17 protein-coding genes are annotated in these 14,416 nt (G+C 58.3%); 14 read left to right on the top strand and 3 right to left on the bottom strand.

Annotated features, from left to right (window positions below; translation table 11 throughout):
- Positions 1-4 precede the first annotated feature (4 nt).
- The gene (locus C3B54_RS07335) at positions 5-544 is read right to left on the bottom strand and encodes a VOC family protein (protein WP_245867878.1); all 540 of its coding nucleotides are present in this window, start codon (positions 542-544) and stop codon (positions 5-7) included.
- A gap of 161 nt (positions 545-705) precedes the next feature.
- On the opposite strand from C3B54_RS07335, the gene C3B54_RS07330 reads away from it, so the two are divergent.
- The 3 genes from C3B54_RS07330 (at position 706) to C3B54_RS07320 (ending at position 5,230) form a co-directional block, all read left to right on the top strand.
- On the top strand, positions 706-2,895 hold the full coding sequence (locus C3B54_RS07330; protein ID WP_211286293.1) for an alpha-ketoacid dehydrogenase subunit alpha/beta: 2,190 nt from the start codon (positions 706-708) through the stop codon (positions 2,893-2,895).
- Entirely contained in the window at positions 2,895-4,226 is a 1,332-nt protein-coding gene (locus C3B54_RS07325; protein ID WP_104913912.1) for a dihydrolipoamide acetyltransferase family protein, read from the top strand. The genes C3B54_RS07330 and C3B54_RS07325 overlap by 1 nt, the downstream gene beginning before the upstream one ends.
- A 200-nt stretch (positions 4,227-4,426) precedes the next feature.
- Positions 4,427-5,230, top strand: a complete 804-nt coding sequence (locus C3B54_RS07320; RefSeq protein WP_104914337.1) for an SDR family NAD(P)-dependent oxidoreductase — start codon at positions 4,427-4,429, stop codon at positions 5,228-5,230.
- 62 nt (positions 5,231-5,292) lie between these two features.
- On the opposite strand, the gene C3B54_RS07315 is transcribed toward C3B54_RS07320, so the two are convergent.
- Both C3B54_RS07315 and C3B54_RS07310 read right to left on the bottom strand, forming a co-directional pair.
- Entirely contained in the window at positions 5,293-5,730 is a 438-nt protein-coding gene (locus C3B54_RS07315) for a type II toxin-antitoxin system VapC family toxin (protein WP_104913911.1), read from the bottom strand.
- Positions 5,730-5,984, bottom strand: coding sequence for a type II toxin-antitoxin system Phd/YefM family antitoxin (locus C3B54_RS07310; protein WP_281256245.1), 255 nt, complete (start codon positions 5,982-5,984; stop codon positions 5,730-5,732). The genes C3B54_RS07315 and C3B54_RS07310 overlap by 1 nt, the downstream gene beginning before the upstream one ends.
- Before the next feature lie 84 nt (positions 5,985-6,068).
- Here C3B54_RS07310 and C3B54_RS07305 point away from each other — a divergent pair, with 84 nt between their 5' ends.
- From C3B54_RS07305 to smpB, 11 genes are all read left to right on the top strand, one after another.
- Entirely contained in the window at positions 6,069-6,404 is a 336-nt protein-coding gene (locus C3B54_RS07305) for an antibiotic biosynthesis monooxygenase family protein (protein WP_104913909.1), read from the top strand.
- Positions 6,405-6,970: 566 nt separating this feature from the next.
- Positions 6,971-8,314 carry a ferredoxin reductase family protein gene (locus C3B54_RS07300; RefSeq protein WP_158665589.1) on the top strand — a complete coding sequence of 448 codons (1,344 nt, stop codon included), beginning with the start codon at positions 6,971-6,973 and terminating at the stop codon, positions 8,312-8,314.
- Between the two features lie 316 nt (positions 8,315-8,630).
- Positions 8,631-8,792: a hypothetical protein gene (locus C3B54_RS08835; protein ID WP_170006138.1), complete on the top strand. Its 162-nt coding sequence runs from the start codon at positions 8,631-8,633 to the stop codon at positions 8,790-8,792.
- Complete coding sequence (locus tag C3B54_RS07290; RefSeq protein ID WP_158665588.1) at positions 8,776-9,210, top strand: TadE/TadG family type IV pilus assembly protein; 435 nt, start codon at positions 8,776-8,778, stop codon at positions 9,208-9,210. Before C3B54_RS08835 ends, C3B54_RS07290 begins: the two co-directional genes overlap by 17 nt.
- Complete coding sequence (locus C3B54_RS07285) at positions 9,161-9,640, top strand: hypothetical protein (RefSeq protein ID WP_158665587.1); 480 nt, start codon at positions 9,161-9,163, stop codon at positions 9,638-9,640. Before C3B54_RS07290 ends, C3B54_RS07285 begins: the two co-directional genes overlap by 50 nt.
- The gene (locus C3B54_RS07280; protein WP_342749535.1) at positions 9,637-10,104 is read left to right on the top strand and encodes a pilus assembly protein TadG-related protein; all 468 of its coding nucleotides are present in this window, start codon (positions 9,637-9,639) and stop codon (positions 10,102-10,104) included. The genes C3B54_RS07285 and C3B54_RS07280 overlap by 4 nt, the downstream gene beginning before the upstream one ends.
- 113 nt (positions 10,105-10,217) lie before the next feature.
- On the top strand, positions 10,218-10,922 hold the full coding sequence (locus C3B54_RS07275) for an SDR family NAD(P)-dependent oxidoreductase (RefSeq protein ID WP_211286292.1): 705 nt from the start codon (positions 10,218-10,220) through the stop codon (positions 10,920-10,922).
- Positions 10,923-10,980: 58 nt separating this feature from the next.
- A complete protein-coding gene (prfB, locus tag C3B54_RS07270) occupies positions 10,981-12,087 on the top strand; it encodes a peptide chain release factor 2 (protein ID WP_104913903.1) in 1,107 nt (368 codons plus the stop codon).
- 39 nt (positions 12,088-12,126) lie between these two features.
- Positions 12,127-12,957, top strand: a complete 831-nt coding sequence (gene ftsE, locus C3B54_RS07265) for a cell division ATP-binding protein FtsE (RefSeq protein WP_104913902.1) — start codon at positions 12,127-12,129, stop codon at positions 12,955-12,957.
- On the top strand, positions 12,954-13,868 hold the full coding sequence (gene ftsX / locus C3B54_RS07260) for a permease-like cell division protein FtsX (RefSeq protein WP_104913901.1): 915 nt from the start codon (positions 12,954-12,956) through the stop codon (positions 13,866-13,868). Before ftsE ends, ftsX begins: the two co-directional genes overlap by 4 nt.
- Before the next feature lie 39 nt (positions 13,869-13,907).
- Positions 13,908-14,384 carry an SsrA-binding protein SmpB gene (smpB, locus tag C3B54_RS07255; RefSeq protein ID WP_104913900.1) on the top strand — a complete coding sequence of 159 codons (477 nt, stop codon included), beginning with the start codon at positions 13,908-13,910 and terminating at the stop codon, positions 14,382-14,384.
- Positions 14,385-14,416: the final 32 nt, after the last annotated feature.

The raw sequence follows: 14,416 nt of genomic DNA, 5'->3' as shown, positions 1-14,416 counted from the left end.
CTGTCTACTCTGCCGGTTTCGTCGGGTTCCACATGATGACGTCACTGTCCGCTTCGTACGCTTTGCCGTTGGGGTAGCTGACCAGTTCACACTGCATGCCCCACGGGGTGAGGAAGTAGATCCAACGTTGCCCGGTTGCACTTTGTTTGCTGGCTACCGGTTCGCCCAGCACCTCAACGTCGTGACTTTTGAGAAAGTCAATGGCTTCGTCTAAATCGTCGACGTAGAAAGCCAGGTGGTGTCCACCAATGTCTGAATTTTTGGGCTGTGGCGCAGGAGGCTCAGGGGTGACCCATTCAAAGATTTCGAAGTTGGTGCCAAAACCGCAGCGAAAATGACGATTCTCTCGAATGACCGAGCGCGGGTGAACGTTGAGTTGGTCGTTCATCCAATTGTCGTCGCGCTCAAAAGGACCCAGGGCGTAGACGCGCTGGCAGCCGATAATGTCGACAAAGAAGCGCTCTGCTTGATCCAGGTCAGGCACCGTGAAACCAATGTGGTCGGTTCCTCGCATTCCCGGTAACGGCATCAGACACTCCCTCATGTCACGGTGATTGCATCCAGTATGCCGTCATTAGTGGCGTAACGCCACCTTATTTCTCGAAAAAAGGGTGACATTGGATACTATCTCGTGTACCGTGGCACCGACCCCAACGAAGGGACCAACGCGGCGAGCCCGCGTGCTGGACACGGAAGAAGGCCACTGTGGCGAAAGAAAAGAAGCTCCACCCGCTCGAACCCTGGGTGGAAATCAGTTCCGAAAAATCCGACTGGGATACCGCGGACCCCACACTCTTGCACTCCATGCTCGTGCAACTACACCTCATTCGAGCTTTCGAAGAAACAGTCCTCGAACTCGCCGGTGAAGGACTCGTCCACGGCCCTGCCCACTCCTCGGTGGGACAAGAAGGTGGCGCAGTAGGGTCCGTCGTCGGACTGCGCGCCACCGACGCCATCAACGGCTCACACCGTGGCCACCACCAATTCCTCGCCAAAGCTCTCGGTTATGTCGCCCCACAAGGCTTTGACAAGAACTCCCAGGTCACCCCGGAGATCCAAACCGTTCTGCAAAAAACGCTCGCCGAAATCCTGGGCCTCGCCCAGGGCTTCTGTAAAGGGCGAGGCGGCTCGATGCACCTCCAGTGGCATGAAGCCGGTGCACTGGGAACCAACGCCATCGTCGGTGGTGGTGTCCCTCTTGCCGCGGGAAACGCATGGGCTCAAAAGCACGCCGGCACCGACGACCTCACCGTCACGTATTTCGGTGACGGCGCGGTCAACATTGGCTCTGTCCTCGAGAGCATGAACCTCACCTCGGCCTGGGATATCCCGCTCGTGTTCTTCATTGAGAACAACCTTTACGCCGTGTCCACCACTGTGGAAGAAGCGACCGGAGAGTCCCGCCTGTCTGGTCGCGGTGTCGGCTTTGGCATCACATCCCTTCGAGTAGATGGCATGGACCCGCTGGCTGTGCACCTCACCATGCAAAAAGCAGCGGAGATCGCTCGCTCCGGTAAGGGGCCAGTGGTCGTCGAAGCAGAGGTCTACCGTTTCTTCCACCAAAATGGCGCCTTCCCCGGATCAGCGTTTGGTTACCGCAGTAAAGAAGAAGAAGCCTCATGGCGTGAGCGCGACCCGCTCAGCAGGGTCGCCAGCGAAATGATTAGCCGGGGTCTGATCACCCAAGACGAAGTCGACCAGTTGCGATCTCACGCTCAAAGCGCGATGTCGCTCGCGGCCGGTGAACTAGTCGAACAAGACCCTGACGGCAAAGCCGGAGTGCGTCGCATCAAACCCGACCTGTGGCCGAGTGCTGACTTTGTCAATGTCGGTGTTCGCGGTGACCTCAGCGAACTCGCCGGTGCAGCAACTCGTGAAGCAGGCCAGGCCGGTGAGACCGAAGAGGTGCGTTTCGTCGACGCTGTCGCTGCCGTGATGGACCGCCGGATGGGCCTCGATGACCGCATCGTTGTCCTCGGTGAAGACGTCCACCGCCTCAAAGGTGGCACCAACGGTGCGACGAAAGGTTTGACCGAAAAGTACCCCGGCCGAATCTTAGGTACCCCCATTAGTGAGAACGCTTTTGTGGGACTCGGAGGAGGAATGGCCCTCGATGGTCGCTTCCGCCCCGTGGTCGAATTTATGTACCCCGACTTCTTGTGGGTCGCAGCGGACCAAGTGTTCAACCAGATCGGTAAAGCCCGTCACATGTTTGGTGGCGAATCTCCCGTACCGCTGGTCCTTCGCACGAAGGTTGCCATGGGTACCGGGTACGGGTCCCAGCACTCCATGGACCCCGCCGGAATTTTTGCGACTGCACCGGGTTGGCGGATCATGGCCGCATCAAACCCCCACGACTACGTGGGAATGATGAACGCTGCCCTGGCGTGCGAAGACCCGGTGTTGATGATTGAACACGTCGAGCTCTACAACGAAAAGGGCACCATTCCCGCGGGCGACTTGGACTACCAGATCCCCTTTGGGACAGCACGCGTGGTGCGCGAAGGCTCTGAGGTCACCGTGTTGAGCTACCTCTCCATGGTGCAGAAAGCGGTCACCGCAACCGAACACACCGGTGTCGATTCGGAAATCATTGACCTGCGCTTCTTGGACCAGGCCAGTATCGACTGGGCCACCATCGAGGCGAGCATTGCCAAGACCAACGCGGTGATGATTGTCGAACAGGGTGCCAGGGGCACTTCCTACGGCGGCTGGTTGGCTGATGAAATTCAGCGTCGCTTCTTTGATCACCTCGACCAGCCCATCACCCGCGTCAGTGGGCAAGAGGCATCCCCCAGCATTTCCAAACTGCTCGAGACCGCGGCAATTGCCGGCGTCGACGAAGTCGCGGCCGGACTCCAGCAGGTGCGAATCAACGCAGGAGGTGGGCGCTAATGGCCATCGTCATTCGAATGCCAGAAGTATTAGCTGGCGCGGTCGAAGCCGTGTTGTCCCAGTGGATGATGCAAGAAGGTAGCGAAGTGTCCGTCGGGGACACCTTGGCGGAAATCGAAACCGAAAAAGCCAACGTCGACTACCAGGCCGAAGAGCAAGGTCGCCTGGCGCGCGTCCTGGTCGGCCCGGGAGATACTGTCGAGGTCGGCGCACCCATTGCCGTCTTCGCCGCACCCGGTGACACCGACGATGATATTGATGCCGCTCTCGCGGCAGCGGGCATCGGTCAAGCCAGTGGCGGCAGTGAACCCTCTGCAGCCGCACCGGCGGACGAACCTGCCGAAGCACCCACGGTCGACCCCCAAGAGACGCCTAAGGGTGCGCCAGCAGAGCCTTCCCCCGCACAAAGCGGACCCGTTCCGCCGGTACCCGGGGGCCGCATTTATGCGAGTCCGTTAGTGCGAAAGCGTGCGCGGGAAGCAGGAATTGACCTCAGCCAGGTGACCGGAACCGGCCCCGGTGGGCGCATTGTGAAAAAGGACCTCGACGCGGTGGCCGCCTCGGGCACTGCAGCTCAGGGCACTTCGGCACCCGCGCATTCAGCAGTAGCCGCCCCTACGGTTCCGGCTGCGGCAATGGTTTCCGGCGACGCCGAGTACACCGATCGACCTCACTCCGGAATGCGAAAGGCAATTGCCCGAAGACTGACAGAATCGAAGACGACCGTTCCCCACTTCTATGTCAGTGCTGATTGTCGTGTCGAGAAATTGTTGGCTGCTCGCACCGAAATGAATGAGGCCACCGGCGTCAAGATTTCTGTCAACGACTGGGTAATCAAAGCCGTGGCGAAAGCCATGCTGGATGTTCCCGATGCGAACGTGATTTGGCGTGAAGATGCCCTTCGCTACTTCAACCGGGTTGACATCGCGATTGCCGTATCCGTCGAAGGTGGTCTGCTCACCCCTGTACTGCGGGGAGTGGAAGCGATGGGTCTCACCGAGATCAACTCTCAGGTCAACTCTTTGGCCTCGAAAGCCCGTGAAGGCAGGATTACCCAAGCGGAAATTGAGGGCGGAAGCTTCTCGATTAGCAACTTGGGTATGTATGGAACCGACGCGTTCCAGGCCATCCTGAACCCACCGCAGTCAGGAATCCTCGCGGTGGGAGCTGCCCGGGATGCCGCAGTGGTGGAACAAGGCTCTTTGGTAGCGGGCAAGATAATGACCGTGAACCTTTCGGCTGATCACCGCGCCGTTGATGGCGCCTTGGCCGCCGAGTGGATGAAGGCGTTCCGCCACTACATCGAACACCCCCTTGCATTGCTTGCTTAGAGTGAACACTGGGGTGATAGATGTCCCCGACAATTAGGAAATTCTGGACTCTGAAGGGTCCAGAACAGAGAAAAAACATAGTGTGCACGGCCGGCCACCGAGTGTAAGCTGAGAGTTAACACCCAGTGGTGCGGGCGGGGTTTATCTCCCCACAAGGCCACGACACACTCCACAACACAGCTCAACGAGGAGACAGAAATATGGACACGCAACGTCTTGCGGGTAGGAAAGCACTAATCACCGGCGCCGCCCAGGGTATGGGTGCAGCGATCGCGAAGAACTGGGCTGCGCAAGGCGCAGCAATCTGCGTGGCAGACATCAACGAAGAGGGCATTAAGGAAGTGGCCCAGGAGATCCGCGACGCGGGCGGCCAGGCCACCCACTTCGTCCTCGATGTGACCAACGAAGAACAAGCCGAGGCCGCTGTTGCCCACGTCGTCAAAGAGTTTGGTGAAATCAACCTGCTGCTGAACAACGCCGGCGTCAACAAGCCGACCATGTTCCCTGACACCCCCAAAGAAAACTACGACTTCATCATGAACGTCAACGCATGGGGCAAGTTCAACGTGATGCGGGCAGTGTCCAAGCAGATGATTGCCCAGGGCAAGCAAGAGCAGCCCTACAAAATCATCAACGTCGGTTCGATTGCCTCCAGGATGTCCTTCGACGACATCATCCCCTACTCGATGGCCAAGCACGCGGTACTCGCACTCATCCGCGGTGGCGCGAAAGCTCTCGCCCCCCACGGCATCACCGTCAACGGCTACGGCCCCGGTGTGGTGCGTACCGAAATGTGGGAGCAGCTGGATAAAGACCTGGTCGAGATCGGTAAGTTCGAACAGCCCGGTCAGTCAATGGACAGCCTCGCAGCCAACATGATTGAACTGAAGCGCTACTCCTACCCCGATGACATTCTCGGCACCGCCGCCTACCTGGCCAGTGCCGACAGCGACTACATGACCGGTCAGCTGATTATGATCGACGGAGGCATGGTTTACCAGTAAACCCTCAACAACACGTCATGACGGTCCCGCGGGTTTTCCCGCGGGACCGTTGCTTTCCAGGATTATTCGGGTGCAACAACCTCAAGACCCATTGACCGGGCGGTATCCCGAAATCGCTTGTCGTAGGTCACGATCCAATCAATGTGAGTCACAACAGTGAGGGCGCTGGCCAGGTGAATGGCATCTAGGCTTCCAAGCGCGGGACCGACCACTGCTCCAGCAATTCGTCCCGCCGCATCACACACCGCAGGCGTCAGCGCTAGGAGCTGCACACTGCGAAGAAGTGTTCGTGCGTCGTCAGGGTTTCCCCCCACACGCCCTGTGACCGCCAGGAGTTCGGTGCGCAGTAGGTCAGAGGACACTAGGGGTGATGACACCGGGCTACGGGACCCAGGCTGCCTTGCCAGGTGTTCGCGGATAAAAGCTGCCAATGCAACCGATTCCTGCTCGTCGACAATCAGCTTGGCTGCCGCCGAGGCGTCGAGGTATAAAACCCCCACTACTGTTCCTTGCGCAGTTCACGCAGGGCGTCAGTGCCTTTAGTGGAGGGTTCACCCCGAGGAATGCGATCGAGTAGCGCAGTGATGTCCCGATCGGGAGTGCTCACCAGTCCCGCCTCAGCGAGCTCCGCAAGCGTGGTGGGCCCGGCAGGCATAATCTTTGCCACTGGGTTGCCGTGGTCGGTCACGACCAGTATTTCGCCTTCTCGAACACGATTAATCACAGCAGAAGCATGCTGCTGAAGTTCCCTGATGCCTACCCTGTTATCCGCAATATGCTACAATGTAGCATATTGCGTGCGCCCAGGCTTACTTGATCCCACTGGGATACTGAAGCCATGTGGTTAGTCCAATTCATGTTCACCCCCGGTGAGTATGACGACGAGTTTCATCGCCTGAACGACGCCATCGACGCTTTTGCCGAATCACTCGAAGGGTTTGTGGGGACTGAGCGTTGGCTCTCTCCCGATGGCAAAACACAAAACTCCAGTTACTACTGGCGGGATAGTCAATCCCTCGCTGGTTTTTCCCGATTCCCCGAACACCTTGTCGCAAAAAAGAACTACCAACGCTGGTACCACTCCTACCAGGTGGTAATCAGCGAAGTAAGCGCCAGCTACGGCGATAGCTCAACACCACACCTATCCCAGCAGACCACGCCACGACACGATTAGCCCTACGCGATGATCAAGGCCCGACAAGGACAGGGATATCAGGTCGGCGCAAGAGTGGGAATCCAGAGGAAAAGAGAGCGCCCTGGCAATGCACTGGAGTAGTCATCTCACGAGGGTGCAGTGAGGAGAGAAAGGTGACGTCCCTGGCTGGCCTGTAATTGCTTTAGGTATATGACATTTTTTACTACGTGGTGAAGCCTTAGGGCCGCAGTTTGAGGACTATCGGTCCACTCAGCCGATCGAAACCGACGAGTTCTTGACGATTCCGTCTTTGTCACCGTGGGCAAACTGGTCGGTTGCGCGATGTGCTGCCGATTGAAAAATCCCGTCTCGCTGATTCTTCGCCGTCCTTGGGGTTATGCAAAGGAGAATTGGTTAGGCTCGGGACTGTGGGGGATCAGCGGGACGTCGGCCGATTTCGGCCTTTTCACAAGCGCCTGGCGGGCTTTTTCAGGTCGCTAAGCTGGCGGGATTTAGAGCCTGTCGAGGAAGGTCTGGCGGTTGCTGCGGTGTCCACTAAGCCGCAGTATCTTCTCGCTCCCCTGCTCGTTCTGATGAGCGCTGGGATGAGCTGGGCTTTTTTTTCTGCTGAGCAGGGAACCGACCGCTGGGGTCTGTTTTTTGGAACAGTCTCGATTGTCTTGATGGCATGGTCGTTTGTTCTGGGAACTCGATGGCAGTTTATGGAGTGGGCCTTTGGAGGGTTCGACCGACTACACGTCTGGCATCGTTGGGTCGGAGCGCTCGCCCTTGTTTTCTTGCTCCTGCACTCCAATGCGGAGAATTCAGTTCAAAATGGTGAGGTTCCTTTTGGGCGAAGTGTTGAGGAATTTGGCGTGTCACTGGGTGAACTCGCTCAGACTGTTCTCATTGTGTTTATAGTCGTGTCAATCCTTCGCATCTTGCCGTACCGAATTTGGCGTTTTTCGCACCTTGGGATGGTGATTCCATTTATTTTCTCCGCCTTTCACGTTCTCACCGCAGAGAGGCCATTCGGCGACTCACTCCTCGCAGAGGGGTATTTGTGGGCGTGGTCGGTCATCGGCCTCATCGCTTTTGTGTACCGGGTGTTAGTCGTCGACTCAGGTTTCTTCGACACCCCGGCCACAATTGCCGACGTTGCGGTTGACCCTCATTCCGCATCGGTTTCACTTGTTGCCCGGGAGGGCTCCAGTTGGTCCCACGTGGCTCCGGGGCAGTTTGTCTATCTGCGATTAGGGGGGGTTTTTCGCGAAGCGCACCCATTTTCCGTGACTGCATTCACCGATGACCCTCGCGTCATTTCCCTCCACATTGCGCAGGTGGGGGATTGGACCACGCAGGTCTCTTCTCGATTTGTCCCGGGGGCGAAAGTGAGGGTGTCGCGACCCCATGGACACCTCCGCCTGGGTGGAGAAAAAAAGACTGTCTGGATTGCGGGCGGTTCCGGTATTACTCCTTTTCTTCAACGGCCCAGCTTTTTCGAGGCGCTGGACGCTCCCCCCACACTTGTCTACTTTTTTCGAGGCAAAGAAAAAGCGATAGGACTTGACTACCTCACCAGGCTTTCGGACCAAGGTCTGATTCGATTGTCACGGATCGACACCACTCGTGAGAGAGTCGATCGAGCGGCACTTCTCTCGGAAGAAATTACCGCGGGTTCCCATGTCGCCGTTTGTGGACCGCGGGCACTGGTCTCAAGTGTTCTTCGCATTGCGCGGAAAAACCGCGCCTCGTCGGCGAGTTTTGAACTCTACGACTATCGCTCCCCTTTCGGACCGAACCTAAACCCGCTTCTCCGGATCCTCCTTGAAGGTGTTCTCCCACGTCGGATCGCCGCGAAGCTGCGATTCCTCGTTGATAACGACACCCCGAAAGAGACACAAAACTCACCAAGTCCGATGGTCTCGACAGCCCATATTGCTCAGTGAGTTAGTCACCGCCGGAACAAGCGGTGTCCTTCCAGCTAAGCGTTTCCGCTGTCACACCAAAGCTCGGGAAAACGATTCCCGGGCCCTCGTTGGCCAGCAGATTGAGCATGAGGCTTTCCGACGCTCAGCACCGCCCCCAAATCGTGAAACGTAAGGTTCGTGGGGGAGTAAGTTTTTCCCCTCAACATCCGTCTTTTCCTGCCACAAGGCGCACACTATTCGGGGCTGCTGTGCGCATACAAGCATGGGGATAACTTCCCCCGGGTCGTGAGGTCTTTTCGTAGCCTGTGGTCAACAGGTGAGAAAGGGAAAAGCCATGAACACATTCGAGAACCATCCCGGAGAACGAGGTGACGTCCCTGGGTGGGTGTTGATCACTTTGATGACGGCAGGGCTGGTCATTGTGATTTGGTCCGCCGCTGGTCCCGCTCTTGCCGGAGTGTTCGAACAAGCCATATCTCGTGTCACCTCGTTTTAGTGTTCGCACGAGTGATGCCAGCCCTCCGGGGGTAGATCGGCGGTGCCTCAACCGGGGTAACGCGCCTGCGGAATTTGTGTTGGTCTCGGGGCTCCTTGTCGCGCTCGCACTAGCCACACTTCACATCACCCTGGTCACTCACGTGAGACACACCTTGCAAGCCTCGGCGTGGGAGGGTGCCCGCCTTGCGAGCTACTACAACGCCACATCAGCAGACGGGGCCGATCTGACAAGGAGGCTCATCACCGTGGGGCTTGGCCCAGGTTATGCAGAGACGATTTATGCCGGTCGGGCCACTGTTGACGGCCAACCCGTCGCCCTCGTGAGCGTCGTCGCGCCACTACCCACCGTGGGTTTATGGAGTCTGGGTGGTGAGATCCGTGTGGAAGCTACCGCCCCACTGGAGCGACCCGACTAATCGTCTGTCATTAGATGCTGGTCGGGCATCGCTTGAGTTTCTGGTCGCCGGAGTAATCCTGTTCATCCCTCTGGTACTGCTCACCGTGTCGCTTTGGGGACTGCAACAGGCGGCGCTCGCGACCGACGCAGCCGCCCGTTACGGCGTAAGAGTGTTCACCCAACACACAGCGCTCTCGAGCGCTGTTCCGGGGACCCAGCGTGCGATTTCTCACACCTTAGAGACGTTCAGCATCGATCACGACGTTGACGTTTCCCTTATGTGTCGCCCCACAAATGGCTGTTTAGATCCCGGAAGTTGGGTCGAAATTACCGTCGTCGCTGATGTTCCACTGGGTTCGATTCCACTCATCCCGGCTGCCCTGCCCTTCAGTGTTCCCATCACCGGGGTGGCCCAAGCGCAGGTGTCTGATTATCGGGGTGACCCATGATCTGCACGCTCCCGGGGGAACGGGGCAGGAACCCCCAATTGACCGCCGAGCGCGGCTCCATTCTTCCGCTCGTGGCTGGAGCAATGGCTCTTGCAGTTGCCGTCACACTCGGCGTCGTCTCCGCGACGTCGCTGACAATCGAGCGTCATCGACTGGTCGCGCTTGCTGAAGCCACTGCCCTTCGAGGCGCTGAATCTTTTGACCCGGCAAGGCTTCGCCGAAGCGGCAGTGAGGTGGTGGCGCCCTTGGAGTCTTCTCGGGTGGCTGATGCGGCACTCGGGTTTCTCCGCGGTGTTCCAGAGATTTCGCACCACGAACTTCAGCTCATCCGCGCAGATACACCCGATGGGCGCCGAGCGCGAGTTGTTCTTGAGGCCACCTGGAGGGCCCCCTTGTGGTCAGAGTTTTTGCCACTGTCGCTCCCGATCCAAGCCGAAGCGCTTTCGCAAAGCGTGATTCGCTAAGGCCGACTGGCACCTGTGACTCTGGGGCGGTGGGAACACCCCGCCCAGGGTCTCTCCATGACTCCTGTGGAGACACTGAGCGAATATGCAGAAAGCGCTGGGACACTCACCTCATGACAGATCTTCATGGAGCCTCCATTCTTCTCGTTGGTGCCACAGGCGGGTTAGGGCGCGAGTTCGCCCACATCCTGCACGATAAAGGCGCCACGCTGACCCTCGCGGGCCGCGACCAGGCTGCGCTTGAGGCACTCGGTATTCCCGGGGCCACCGTCACCGGTGACATCACACAAGACGGAGTACCCGAGCGCTTCGTCGAAGCGGCAGTGGCCGCCCACGGACGCCTTGACGGCGTCATTTTTGCTGTTGGTGCGGTGGCTTTTGGCCCAGCAGCTGAAGTGAGCGACTCGACCCTGGATGCCCTATGGAAGGTCAACACAAAAGCCCCGATGGCACTGCTGCGAGCCGCGACTCCCGCTCTGCAGAGCTCGGCTGAGGCAGGTGGGTCACCGTTCATGCTCGCGCTCTCTGGTGTTGTCTCCGAATCGCCCACTGCCGGCCTCGCCGCCTATTCGGCGGTAAAGTCCGCCCTGCACGCCCATTTCTCGGCCGCTGGCCGAGAAATGCGCCGGGTGGGTATTCGACTACTCGACGCCAGGCCCGGTCACACCGACACCGAGCTATCGAAGCATCCCGTGGCGGGGCAACCGCCGGCTTTCCCGAAAGGTTTGGACCCCCACGCTGTGGCGGTGCGCATCGTCGAAGGAATTGAAGCTGACGAGCGGGATCTGCCGAGTACGGCCTTTAGCGCACTCGCTTAACGGCCTAGCGTGGCCAGCTGGGCTCGGTTCGTCTGGCCTCAGTTAGTCTGGGGACACGATGTCTGAACCCGATATTTCCCAGCGCATCGCCCACGCCCGAGAAAACTTCGAGGACATTGCCTCGGTTTTAGATCTGGGTCGTCTGCGAGAAGAAATCGAGCGACTCTCCGTGGATGCTTCGGCACCCGATTTGTGGGACGACCCCGACGCGGCCCAAAAAATCACCAGTGCGCTCAGTCACCGGCAGTCGGAGGTCAAAAGCATCGAATCGCTTCGTCAACGACTCGACGACCTGGACGTGTTACGAGAAATGGCGGAAGAGGACGCCGATTCGGCGACTGAACTTGCCGCCGAATTGGACTCCATCGAGCAGGCACTTGCCGATTTGGAAGTCAAAACTCTGCTCGATGGTGAATACGACGAGCTGCCGGCGATTGTCACTATTCGCGCGGGTGCGGGGGGAGTGGACGCTGCCGATTTCGCCGAAATGCTGATGCGAATGTATTTGCGCTACGCCGAATCACACGACCTTCCTGCCCGAGTGTTAGACACCAGTTACGCCGAAGAGGCCGGAATCAAATCGGCCACAATCGAAATCGACGCCCCGTTTGCGTTTGGCACCCTCGCCTCAGAAGCCGGCACCCACCGGTTGGTGCGGATGAGTCCGTTCAATTCGGCCGGCAAAAGACAAACGTCTTTTGCCGCTGTGGAAGTGGTTCCGTTGATGGCCGAAGTCACCGAGGTTGACATCCCGGAAAACGACATTCGAGTTGATGTGTTTCGCTCCAGTGGGCCAGGCGGTCAGTCGGTGAACACCACCGATTCGGCGGTGCGGATCACCCACCTCCCGACGGGCCTTGTGGTGTCGTGTCAAAACGAAAAAAGCCAAATCCAGAATCGCCTCGCGGCGATGCGTGTGCTGCAGTCGCGGCTGATGCTCCTTCAGCGTGAAGCAGAAGCGGCAAAGAAAAAGGAACTCGCGGGAAACATCACCGCCAGTTGGGGCGATCAGATGCGCAGCTACGTGTTGGCGCCCTACCAAATGGTGAAAGACCTACGAAACGATTTTGAAGTGGGTAATCCCCAGGCCGTGTTCGATGGCGACATTGACGGGTTTATCCGCGCCGGGATTCGTTGGCGCAACGCACCCGATCGAGTGTCGTAGCCGGTTTGCGGGGTAGGCGAGACCTACTCTGGAGAGGCCATGATTCTTTTCGACCAGGTCTCTAAGGTCTACCGAGGCGCCGCTCAGCCGGCGCTCTCGAACGTTTCGCTTGATATCCAACCGGGAGAGTTTGTCTTCCTCGTCGGATCGTCGGGTTCTGGTAAATCCTCGCTACTTCGGCTGATGCTGAAAGAGGAGCGTCCGAGCGCGGGAAGTGTTCACGTCTTAGGCCAAGACCTGCGCCGCATCCCGGCACGCAAAGTCCCCATCTTCCGCCGCAGCTTGGGAGTCGTGTTTCAAGACTTCCGTCTTTTGCCGCAAAAGACGGTGTTCGACAATGTCGCGTTCACCCTCCAGGTCATTGGAAAAAGCCAAGGGTTCATTCACGAAGCAGTACCCGACGTGCTTCAAACGGTGGGGCTTGCCTCCAAAGCGGACAATTTCCCCCACGAACTCTCCGGTGGTGAACAACAGCGAGTCGCGATCGCACGTGCGGCGGTCAATAAGCCCGCCATTTTGCTCGCCGATGAGCCCACAGGAAACCTTGACCCGGCGACGAGCGCCGGAATTATGAACGTGCTTTCCCGGATCAACGCTTCGGGAACTACCGTGTTGATGGCCACTCACGATGCCGGCATCGTGAACCAAATGCAGCGCCGAGTGGTGGAAATATCCAAGGGCCGTATTGTGCGCGACGAGTACCAGGGCGGCTACCAGACCAGCACTATTCCACTCGGTGAAGCCGACACTGCTCCGACTCCAGTTCAGTCGGACGATGGCGCCACGATGACTCCCATTCGAGAAAAAGTTGACCTGTCGGTTGACCCTGACGAAGTACCCGCCTCGTTCCCGTGGGAGCTTCGGGCGTGAGGATTGGTTTCATCCTCCGCGAGGTAGCAACAGGCCTCGCCAGAAATGCCTCAATGGTGGTCTCCATCATTTTGGTGACCTTCATTTCACTCACTTTCGTGGGCACGGCAGTGTTGTTGCAGTCACAGATTCAAGAGATGCGCACCTACTGGTTTGATCGTGCCCAGGTTGCCGTCTATTTGTGTACTGACTTTTCGACACTGGGTGGATGTGACCAGCAGGAAGCGACGACCGATCAGATTCGCGCGGTCGAAGCGCAATTGGAATCACCCAGCCTCAGCCCCTACATCGAGACGTTTTATTTCGAAGACCGACAGATGGCGTTCGATAATTTCCGGGAACAGTTTGCCGGCAGTGCGGTAGTCGACCTGGTCTCGCCAGAATTCCTACCCGAAACTTTTTGGGTGAGTCTGGTTGACCCGCAACAAACGGACCTGATTTTTGAGGCGATGGCTGGGCTTGCGGGTGTCGAGAGCGTGGTTGACCAGCGAAGCTACCTAGATCAAATCTTTGCCCTGCTGAACGCAGGGAGTATCACCGCGGTCGCCGTGGCGTCCCTGATGCTGGTGGCCGCTGCACTGCTGATTTCCACCACGATTCGCCTCAGCGCGTTTTCGAGGCGTCGCGAGTTGGGCATTATGCGACTAGTCGGTGCCTCAAACCGTTTTATCCAAACCCCCTTTGTCTTAGAGGGTGTGGTCGCCGCCCTAGCGGGTGCCGTCTTGGCAAGCGGTGCGGTGTGGGCGATTGTGCACTACTTTGTGCGGGGGTATCTGGTCGAAGCGCTGCCTACGACAGTGTTTATTGGCTACGACGAAGCCTTTGCGGCGATGCCGATTTTGTTGGCTACCGGGGTGCTACTCGCCGCTCTCGCCTCCTACGCATCGATTAGCCGGTACCTTCGGGTGTAGTCCCGGAGCGGTTGCCCGGGTGAGATGAGGGGGTGAATCGTGGTCAAAGAAGTGGGCGAGAAGCTCGTAGCGAGCAATAAAAAGGCGCGACACGATTTCCTCATCGAGGACACGATTGAAGCGGGCCTGGTTTTGAGTGGCACCGAAGTGAAGTCACTTCGAGCAGGTCGAGCGTCGCTTGTTGACGCGTACGCCACGATCGACCACGGTGAAGCGTGGATTGAAGGGGTACACATCCCGGAATATACGGCGGGGACGTGGACAAACCACCCGCCGAGGCGTAAACGCAAACTGTTGCTGCACCGTCGCGAAATTGACCGCTTGGCTGGCCAGGTGTCCCGTGGCGGCTACACCCTGGTGCCGTTGAAACTGTACTTCTTGGACGGTCGGGCCAAAGTGGAGATCGCCCTGGCGAAGGGTAAGCGTGAATTTGATAAGCGCCAGACCCTCCGGGAAAAACAAGACAAACGCGAAGCGGAGCGCGCGATGGCGAAGCGCAATCGGGGAGAAGCGTAAGCCGGTCGCTCTCACACTCCAGGTCTAGACTC

Origin of the sequence: Pontimonas salivibrio (assembly GCF_002950575.1) — a bacterium.
Classification (GTDB): Bacteria; Actinomycetota; Actinomycetes; order Actinomycetales; family Microbacteriaceae; genus Pontimonas; species Pontimonas salivibrio.
Note: the sequence above shows the minus strand (reverse complement) of the source record. Positions and strands in the feature narration are given on the sequence as shown.